At 68.0% G+C, this 8,623-nt stretch carries 6 protein-coding genes and 3 pseudogenes; 4 read left to right on the plus strand and 5 right to left on the minus strand.

What is annotated here, in order from left to right; translation table 11 throughout:
• Positions 1-237: 237 nt before the first annotated feature.
• Positions 238-906, minus strand: a pseudogene (locus AC2W7M_RS14340) (glutathione S-transferase family protein); the annotation flags it as partial.
• A gap of 277 nt (positions 907-1,183) precedes the next feature.
• Here AC2W7M_RS14340 and AC2W7M_RS14345 point away from each other — a divergent pair.
• Together AC2W7M_RS14345 and AC2W7M_RS14350 are read left to right on the plus strand one after the other, a co-directional pair.
• Positions 1,184-1,774, plus strand: coding sequence for a TetR/AcrR family transcriptional regulator (locus AC2W7M_RS14345; protein ID WP_486132937.1), 591 nt, complete (start codon positions 1,184-1,186; stop codon positions 1,772-1,774).
• Positions 1,775-1,887: 113 nt separating this feature from the next.
• Positions 1,888-2,559: a hypothetical protein gene (locus tag AC2W7M_RS14350; RefSeq protein WP_486132938.1), complete on the plus strand. Its 672-nt coding sequence runs from the start codon at positions 1,888-1,890 to the stop codon at positions 2,557-2,559.
• A gap of 18 nt (positions 2,560-2,577) precedes the next feature.
• On the opposite strand, the gene AC2W7M_RS14355 is transcribed toward AC2W7M_RS14350, so the two are convergent.
• The gene (locus AC2W7M_RS14355; protein ID WP_486132939.1) at positions 2,578-2,967 is read right to left on the minus strand and encodes a gamma-butyrobetaine hydroxylase family protein; all 390 of its coding nucleotides are present in this window, start codon (positions 2,965-2,967) and stop codon (positions 2,578-2,580) included.
• A 199-nt stretch (positions 2,968-3,166) separates the two neighbouring features.
• Here AC2W7M_RS14355 and moaA point away from each other — a divergent pair, with 199 nt between their 5' ends.
• Positions 3,167-4,210 (plus strand): GTP 3',8-cyclase MoaA, encoded by a 1,044-nt coding sequence (gene moaA, locus AC2W7M_RS14360; protein WP_486132941.1) that lies wholly within the window; start codon positions 3,167-3,169, stop codon positions 4,208-4,210.
• A gap of 388 nt (positions 4,211-4,598) precedes the next feature.
• A pseudogene (locus AC2W7M_RS14365) lies at positions 4,599-5,309 on the plus strand (DMT family transporter); the annotation flags it as partial.
• Positions 5,310-5,498: 189 nt separating this feature from the next.
• Here AC2W7M_RS14365 and AC2W7M_RS14370 read toward each other — a convergent pair.
• The 3 genes and pseudogenes from AC2W7M_RS14370 to AC2W7M_RS14380 all read right to left on the minus strand — a co-directional run.
• A complete protein-coding gene (locus tag AC2W7M_RS14370) occupies positions 5,499-6,962 on the minus strand; it encodes an ABC transporter permease (protein WP_486132942.1) in 1,464 nt (487 codons plus the stop codon).
• A gap of 21 nt (positions 6,963-6,983) precedes the next feature.
• Positions 6,984-7,486, minus strand: a pseudogene (locus AC2W7M_RS14375) (ABC transporter ATP-binding protein); the annotation flags it as partial.
• Positions 7,483-8,623, minus strand: a 1,141-nt coding sequence (locus tag AC2W7M_RS14380; RefSeq protein ID WP_486132940.1) for an efflux RND transporter periplasmic adaptor subunit, incomplete at its 5' end; no start/stop codon positions are given. The gene AC2W7M_RS14380 and the pseudogene AC2W7M_RS14375, both read right to left, overlap by 4 nt.

Raw genomic sequence — 8,623 nt, forward strand, 5'->3', positions numbered from 1 at the left:
GGCCGACGTCGGCGGCGATGCCCTGTCGCGCTCGGTCCGAGCGCTCGAGCGCCGCGGCGAGCACATCCGGACCGCCGGCCCGGTGACGAAGACGCGGGCGCCCTTCTCCTGGAGAAGCCGGGCGATCGCGAAGCCGATGCCGCTGGTGCCGCCGGTGATGAGGACGCGCTTGCCCTTAAGCTGCATGGGTCCGCTCCTCTGTGCCTCAGGCGGCGGGATAGTTGGTGGGGAAGAGGGCGCGCGGCTTTCCTCGTCCATATCCTGCTTGAAGGCGTGGTCGGTGCCCACGCGGCGCGCCCGCGCCACCGCCGGGCGGGCGCAGACGGCGTCATGCCAGCGGGCGATGTGGGGGTAGGCGTCCAAGGGCGTGTCGCTGCCGGGAAGAACCGCTTTGGCGCGCTCGATCCAGCCCCAGGCGGACATGTCGAGGATGGTGTAGTCCTCGCCCAGAAGGAACGGCCGGTCCGCCAGCTGCGCATCGAGGATGGCGTAGTGGCGTTCCGCCTCGCGGCGGTAGCGGTTGACGGCATAGGCCGGCTTCTCCGGCGCCATCAGCTGGAAATGCACCGCCTGGCCGGAGAACGGACCGAGCCCCGAGGCGATGAACATCAGCCAGGAGAGCATCTCCGGCCGGTCCTCGGCGCGGCCGAGGAAGCGCCCGGTCTTCTCGGCGAGGTAGAGCAGGATGGCGTTGGAATCGAACACCCGCGCCGGGGCGCCGCCGGGACCGTCCGTGTCGACGATGGCGGGCAGCTTGCCATTGGGATTGATCGCCCGGAAGGCGGGGGCGTGCTGCTCGCCCTTGCGGGTGTCCACCGGGATCACCTCATAGGGCAGGCCGGTCTCCTCCAGCAGAAGGGCGACCTTCATGGGGTTAGGGGTGGGGTGGAAGTAGAAGCGGATCATCGGATCTTCCCGGCTGGCTGGGGCGGGTGGTCTGGGAACTGCGAAGGCGAATGGGCCGCCGGGGCAGGCGGCCCGGCGCGCCGATCTGTTTTTAGATCGGGCGATCTAAAATGACCGGGGCGGCGGCGGCTGGCAAGCGCGAAAACCGCGGCGGGCGGGTGCCGGCAGGGTTTCAAGGGCTTGGCCGCGCGACGCTTCCTTGAATTTTCAAGCGTTTGCTCTAAAATTCCAGGATGACGATGTTCGCAGACTTTTTTGTGCGGGGGGTGGCGTCCTGATGGCCCGGCCCCGTGCCTTCGACGAGGCGGCGGTTGTGGAGGCCGCCATCGATTGCTTCTGGTCCAAGGGCTATGAGGCGACCTCGGTGCGCGATCTCGCGGCCGGGATGGGGATCACCGGCGCCAGCCTCTACAACGCCTTCGGCGACAAGCGGGCGCTCTACGAGCTGGCGTTCGACCGCTATGTGCGCGCCGGCGTCCACGACCGCATCGCCAGGCTGGAGGACCTGCCGCCGCTGGAGGCGATCGAGACCTTCTTCGCCGAGGTGGTGGAGAATTCCGTGACCGACCCCGCGCGCAAGGGCTGCTTCCTGGTGAATGCGACGCTGGAGCTGGCGTCCCATGACCCCGCCTTCCGCCGCCATGTGGCGGAGGTGCTCGATGCCATGCAGGCGTTCTTCCGCCGCCAGGTGGAGAAGGGCCGGGCGCTGGGCATGGTCACGCGGAGGGGGGAAGCGGACGAACTCGCCGGCCTTCTGCTGGGCCAGTTGCTGGGGTTGCGCGTGCTTTCGCGGGTCGATCCCTCGCCCGAGCGGCTCAACGGAATGCTGCGGCCGCTGTTCGCGATGCTGCGGGGGCCAGCCGCCTAGCCCGTCATCTTCCCACAACCGCGCCAATCTATTTACATTTGCGCATGATTCTTGCGAAGCGATATGATCTATGTGACTATAACCGTATTAGTTTACAATCGCAGGGGGCCGTCATGAAAACGATAATTAATCAGATTATAAAACCCCTTGGGGTCAAGGTTGTCCGCTTACAGAGCGGAGAGCTTGTTTATCATCATCGCTATGAAGGCGGTTATGATCAATATCGATCTATTCAAATCAAACACAATAGAAGAAAAATTGAAAATGTTTGGGCGGACGATCGAACGCTATCTGTGATTGCAGATGATATAAGACGAGAAGATATTGGTTCTAATGGCATTTGTCACGGTGCACGCAATGGTTTCGAAGTAAAATGGTTCCGTGAAAATCTGTCCGGAGATGTGATTGGGACGGATATTTCAGAAACAGCTACACAGTTCGAGCACATGGTGGTGTGGGATTTTCATGAAGAGAATCCTGAGTGGGTGGGTAAATTTGATTTTGTCTACACGAATTCTCTCGATCAAGCCATGGACCCGCAAAAGGCCATTTCAGCCTGGGTGGGACAGCTTTCGCATCGTGGCCGCGTCTACATCGAGCATACGATGGCCCATGCTCCTCAGGGCGCAGGGGAAATGGACCCGTTCGGTGCGCATCCAATGACAATGCCGTATCTATTCTTCAAGTGGGGCCGCGGCCAATATAAGCTCGTGGATATTCTTGAGGTTGAAGAAAAGCAGAATAATCGCATGCATGCCTGGATTTTTGTCCTGTCTCGCGATTGATGTTCTGCGCGGGAGGCCTCACCCGCGCGACAGTCCCTGGCGCTCCAGTTCGGCGAGATAGGCGGCGAAGCGCGCCTCCTGCTCGCTGCCCAAAGCGTGCAGCAGCGGCCACGTATAGATGCCGGTGCCGTGGCCGTCGTCGAACTGGAGCCGCACCGCGTAATTGCCCACCGGCTCGACGGCGGCGATGCGCACGCGCCGCTTGCCGGGAACCGTGATCTTCTCGTCCGGCGCGTGGCCCTGCACCTCGGCGGAGGGGCTTTCCACCCGCAGATATTCCGCCGGCAGGATGAAGGCGGCACCATCCTCGAAGGTCACGGCCAAAGCGTGCTTGTCTTCGACCACCCGCAGCTCCGTCGGCCAGGCGTCGGCGGGCCCCGAGGGCGAGGTGGTTTCGATGTCCGGCACGGGTTCGCGCTCCCTTTGCTGCATGGCCGCACGCAATTGTGCCGCGGCGCGCCTACCCATCGGCGCGCTGCATACGATATATAATCAGACAACGCCGTCCGCACGCCTTCTCGGCGCCGGGCGCACAGCCGGCCGAAGCCGGCCTCGGGGACGGCGGGGAGGAAGACGCGAGGAGCCAGTGGTGGACCACAAGCCAGGCGTGCTCAGGGATCTGATCGACCGTCCGTCCGGCGCCGCCGCGCAGGCGACGCCGCTGGTGGACACGTTCGGCCGCGCCGTCACCTATCTGCGCGTTTCCGTCACCGACCGGTGCGACTTCCGCTGCGTCTATTGCATGGCGGAGCATATGACGTTCCTGCCCAAGCAGGATCTGCTCACGCTGGAGGAACTGGACCGGCTGTGCTCGGCGTTCGTGCGCCGCGGGGTGCGCAAGCTGCGCCTCACCGGTGGCGAGCCTCTGGTGCGGCGCGACGTGATGACCCTGTTCCGCGCGCTCTCGCGCCACCTGGAGAGCGGCCAGCTGGAAGAGCTGACGCTGACCACCAACGGCTCCCAGCTCGCCCGCTACGCCGCCGACCTCGCCGCCTGCGGGGTGAAGCGCATCAACGTCTCCATCGACACGCTGGACCCCGACAAGTTCCGCGCTATCACCCGCTGGGGCGACCTCGGCAAGGTGATGGAGGGCATCCGCGCCGCCAAGGCGGCGGGTCTTCACGTGAAGATCAACGCGGTCGCGCTCAAGGACGTGAACGAGCACGAGATCGCCGCCATGATGGCCTGGGCGCACGGCGAGGGGCACGATCTCTCCCTCATCGAGGTGATGCCGCTGGGCGAGGTGGGCGAGGAGCGGGTCGACCAGTATCTGCCGCTCTCGCAGGTCCGGGCGCGGCTGGAGGAGCGCTTCACGCTTTCGGACATCGCCTACCGCACCGGCGGCCCGGCGCGCTACGTGGAGGTGAAGGAGACCGGCGGACGGCTCGGCTTCATCACGCCGCTGACGCACAATTTCTGCGAGGGCTGCAACCGGGTGCGCGTGACCTGCACCGGCACGCTCTATATGTGCCTCGGCCAGGAGGATGCGGCCGACTTGCGCACGCCGCTGCGCGCCACGGCGGACGACGCATTGCTCGACCGGGCGATCGACGAGGCGATCTTCCGCAAGCCCAAGGGGCATGATTTCGTCATCGACCGGCAGACCCGCCAGCCGGCGGTGCGCCGCCACATGAGCATGACCGGCGGCTGAGGCGCGGTTCCGGTCCGGCCTGACGCAGGGGCCGATTGCGGCGCACCCATGTCGGCGCCATGCCCGGAGCGCCGGGCTCGTCCGCACGACCCACCGAACGCGCAGACCGCCTGCCGGCGCAAATCGGCTACATCAGGTTCGCGGGCGCTTCTCGCCTGCCGTTGCCAATAATTCACGTTTCCGCCCTAAGGGTTGGGACAGTGTCGCGCCGGTCCGGCGCCCGGTCCCCGACCCGATCCGGCGGTTCCCGACCCGCAATATCCATGCGCAACCGAGCGAGCATTCCCAACCGTCACCTGACCTGGAGCGCCCCGCGCGCCGGGACGGCGCGGCCATGAGCGCGGGGTCCCACGTCCGCGGCATGGTCGCCATGGTGGCGTCCATGGCCATGTTCATCACCAACGACACCCTGCTCAAGGTGGCCATGCACGAGGTGCCGCTGGGCCAGGCGCTGGCGCTGCGCTCGCTGTTCGCCGGCCTGCTGCTTGCGGCTCTGGTGGCGCAGGCGGGCCAGCTCGGCCTGATCCTGCACGCCTTCCGGCCGCGCGTGCTGGCGCGCTCCGGCCTCGATACGCTGACCACGGTGCTCTATGTGGGCGCGCTGGCGGTGATGCCCATCGCCTCCACCACCACCATCTACCTCTCCACGCCGCTGATAACGGTGGCGCTCGCGGTGCCGCTGCTCGGCGAGCGGGTGAGCGTGCCGCAATGGTGCGCCGTCGTCGTCGGCTTCGCCGGCGCGGTGATCGTCATGCGGCCCGACCCGTCGACCTTCCAGCTGGTGGCGCTGCTGCCTCTGTTCGCCGCTTTGAGCGGCTCGCTGCGCGACATCGTCACCCGCAACATCGGCCAGGAGATTCCGGGCGCGGTGGTGGGCGTGTCCACCACGCTGGTGCTCGGCCTCGTGTGCACGCTGTTCGCGCCGTTCGAGCCGTGGCGCATGCCCTCGGCCCTGGTGCTCGGCCAACTCGGGGCCTCGGCGCTGACCTTCGCGCTCGGCACCCTGCTCCTGGTCTATGCCTTCCGCAACGCGCCGGTGAGCGTGGTCTCGCCGCTGCGCTACATCCTGGTGTTCGGCGCCATCATCTCCGGCTTCGTGGTGTTCGGCGAACTGCCGGACGGCTGGGCCTGGGTCGGCATCGTCCTGGTGGTGGGCGCGGGGCTCTATTCCATCCAGGCGGAGCATCGGCGCAGCCGCCGTGCCCGCCGGGAGGGCGCGCCGGGGGCGCCGGCCATCCCACCGTCGCGCTCGCCGCGCCCAAGGACTGACCTCCTTCGGTCGGCGCCCTCACTCGGAGGCCAGCGCCACCACCGGGTCGAGGCCCGCCGCCTTGCGCGCCGGCAGGTAGCCGAACACGAGGCCGGTCATAACGGCGCAGCCGAAGGCGAGCAGCGCCGGCCCCGCCGCATAGGCGACCGTCGCGCCGAGATATTCGAGCCCCCGCGTCACGCCGAGGCCGAGCGCCACGCCGACCAGGCCGCCGACGCCGCACACCACCAGCGCCTCGGTGTTGAACTGCAGCATGATGTTGGAGCGCCGCGCCCCGGTCGCCATGCGGATGCCGATCTCGCGCGTGCGCTCGGTGACGCTCACCAGCATGATATTCATCACGCCGATGCCGCCGACGATGAGCGAGATGGCGGCGACCGAGGCGAGCAGGGTGGTCAGCGTGTCCGCCGAGGCGGTGGCCATGTCCAGCATGGAGGAGGTGTTGCGGATCTGGAAGTCGTCCGCTCGGTGGCGGCGGCGCAGCAGCGAGGTGATCTCGGCCTGCGTCTCGTCGATGCGGGCGGTGTCCGCGACCGCGATGGTGATGGAATTGAGATAGCGCCGGCCGAACACGCGGATGAAGCCGGTGGAGAGCGGCATCAGCGCGATGTCGTCCTGGTCGGCGCCGAAGGCGTTGGCGCCGCGCGGCGCCAGCACGCCCAGCACCTGGAACGGCACGTTGCGCACCAGGACGTAGCGCCCCACCGGGTCCTGGCCCGGGAACAGCACCTTCGCCACCGTGGTGCCGATCACCATCACCGGCGCATAGGCATTGTAATCGGCCTTGGTGAACATGGCGCCGGACTGCATGGCCCAGTCGCGCGCCGCCGTGTAGCCCGGCCCCGCGCCCTGCACCATGGTGGCGTAGTCGATATTGCCGACCCTGAGCGTGGCGGTGGTGTAGCGCTCGGGCGAGACCGCGACCAGATTGTCGATCTCCTCGGCGATGGCGTCGGCGTCCTCCGCCTGGAGCGAGGCGTTGGCCCCGGTGGTGCGCACCCCCGGGGCGCCGGGGCGGACGATCAGCAGGTTGGTGCCCATGGAGGCGATGCGGCCGAGGATGTCCTGCTTGGAGCCCTCGCCGATGGCCATCATGGCGATCACCGCCGCCACCCCGATCACCACGCCGAGGAGGGTGAGGGCGGTGCGGAAGGCGTTGGCCGCCATGGAGCGCCAGGCCATCTTCACCGCCTCGGTGAGGTCCGAGAAGAAGGGGTTGTGGGCCTTGAGGTCCAGGTGCTCGGCGCCGAAGGTGGAGGCGCGCGGGGCGGGGGCCTTCTGGCGCTCGTCGGCGACGATGCGCCCGTCCTGGATGCGCACGACGCGCTCGGCGTGGGCCGCCACCTCCTTGTCGTGGGTGATGAGGATGACGGTGCGCCCCTCGGCGTGCAGTTCTCCCAGCAGCGCCAGCATCAACTCGCCGGAATGGCTGTCGAGCGCGCCGGTGGGCTCGTCGGCGAGGATCACCGGCGCCTCGTTCATCAGCGCGCGGGCGATGGAGACGCGCTGCTGCTGGCCGCCGGAGAGCTGCGAGGGCTTGTGCTCCGCGCGCTCGCCGAGGCCGAGGCGCGCCAAGAGCGCCTGCGCCCGTTCGCGCCGCTCGGCCTTCGGCGCCCGGCATAGATGGCGGGGATCTCCACATTCTCCTCCGCCGAGATGGCGGGCAGGAGATTGTAGCGCTGGAACACGAAGCCGAAGGTGCGCGAGCGCAGCGCCGCCAGCGCGTCGGGCGACAGGCCGGCGACGTCCCGCCCGAGCACCCGGTAGGTGCCGCGCGTCGGCCGGTCGAGGCAGCCGAGGATGTTCATGAGCGTGGACTTGCCGGAGCCCGACTGGCCCATGATGGCCACGTATTCGCCCGGCATGATGGTGAGCGAGACGTCGTCCAGCGCGTGGACCACGCTGTCGCCCGAGGGATAGAGCTTGTCGACCCCCTCGAGCGCGATCAGCGCGAGGCCGGCGTCGGCCGGCGCGTCTGCCGCGACGGCGGGGGCGGGCCCGTTCATCGCATCATCCCCGGCGGCGGCATGCGCCGCTCGGTGCGCGCCACGTCGGCGGTGGTCACCACCTCGTCGCCTTCCTTGAGGCCCTCGCGCACCTCCACATGGGTGCGGTTGGCAAGGCCTGTGCGCACGCGCTTCTCGGTCACGGCGCCGTTCTCCATCACCCGCACCATGCCGAGGCTGCGGTCCTCGCCGCTGCGGCCGCGGGCCAGCGGTCGCACGGCGGACACCGGCACCACCAGAACGTCGCTGGCGCTGCCGAGGCGGAAGAACACCTGCGCGCTCATGGAGGTCATGAGCAGGCGCTCGGTGTTCGGCACGTCGATCAGCACCGAGTAGAGCACCACGTCGTTGATGGTCTCCGGCGTCGGCAGGATCTGCACCACCTTGGCGGTGAAGCGGCGGTCCGGCATGCCGAGGGTGGTGAAGTAGACCTCCATCCCCACCTTCACCTTGGGGATGTCGGCTTCCGCCACCTGCGCCTTCACCTGCATGGTGTCGAGGTCGGAGATGCGCAGGATCACGGGGGCGGTCATGTTGGCGTTCAGCGTGCCGCCCTCGCGCGCGTCGATCGACACCACCGTGCCGTCCATGGGCGCGAAGATCTTGGTGTAGCCGAGATTGGCGAGGTCGCCGTCCAGGGTCGCCTGGGTCTGCTTGATCTGCGCCTTGAGCGCGTCGATCTTCGCCTCGCCGATGCGCACCGTGGCGTTGGTGGCGTCCGCCGCATCCTGGCTGCCGGACTTGGAGGCGAGCAGTTTCTGGGCGCGGTCGTTGCGCAGCCGGTCGAGGTCGAGCTGCGCCTCCTGCTGGGCCAGCTGGGCCTTGAGATTGTCGAGCTGGGCCTGATCGCCCAGCACCCGGGTCTGATAGACGGTCGGGTCGATTTCGGCGAGCAGGACGCCCTTCTTCACCTCGTCGCCGATCTCCACATGGATCTTGCGCAGCAGGCCGGACACCTGGGTGCCCACGTCCACATAGGTCTTGGGCTCGACCACGGCGAGCGCGGTCACCTGCTGCTCGATGTCGCCGCGGGCGACGCGCTGGGTCTGGAGGGTGGGGGCGGCGGCGGTCTCGCGGTCGCGGTTCCACCCATAGGCGCCGAGGCCGAGCGCGCCGATGACCGCCGACAGGAGGCGG

It is taken from the genome of Xanthobacter sp. BG11Y11_SDJG (assembly GCF_057364445.1).